The following is a 295-nucleotide window of genomic DNA, read 5'->3' as shown; positions in this document are numbered from 1 at the left end:
CGGTCGCAGTGGATGAGGCGGTGGCCTTCGGCGTTGTGCAGGAACCCGTAGAAGAAGCCTTCCTCGCGCAGGATGCGCTCGACGAAGTGGTAGTCGGTGTCGCCGGCTTGCACGCAGTACTCGCGCGGCACATGGGGGTTGGTGACCCGCTGCTCATAGTCCAGGGTGATGGCGTGCTGCTTCAGCACGGCGGTGGCGATGTCGGGCACCGACAGGGTCTGGAAAATGCGCCAGTCCGAAGCCAGCCGCAGGCGGGCCAGGCGCGGCTCGACCACGGCGCGGTAGCGGGTGCGTC

The 295-nt window shown here is 67.8% G+C and carries 1 protein-coding gene; it reads right to left on the bottom strand.

Going from position 1 to position 295, the window contains the following annotated elements; translation table 11 throughout:
* A partial coding sequence (locus DM872_RS00105; protein WP_256873253.1) for a contractile injection system protein, VgrG/Pvc8 family occupies positions 1 to 295 on the bottom strand: 295 nt, incomplete at both ends.

This window comes from Pseudomonas taiwanensis (genome assembly GCF_013393345.1).
In the GTDB taxonomy this organism is placed as follows: domain Bacteria; phylum Pseudomonadota; class Gammaproteobacteria; order Pseudomonadales; family Pseudomonadaceae; genus Metapseudomonas; species Metapseudomonas resinovorans_C.
Note: the sequence above shows the minus strand (reverse complement) of the source record. Positions and strands in the feature narration are given on the sequence as shown.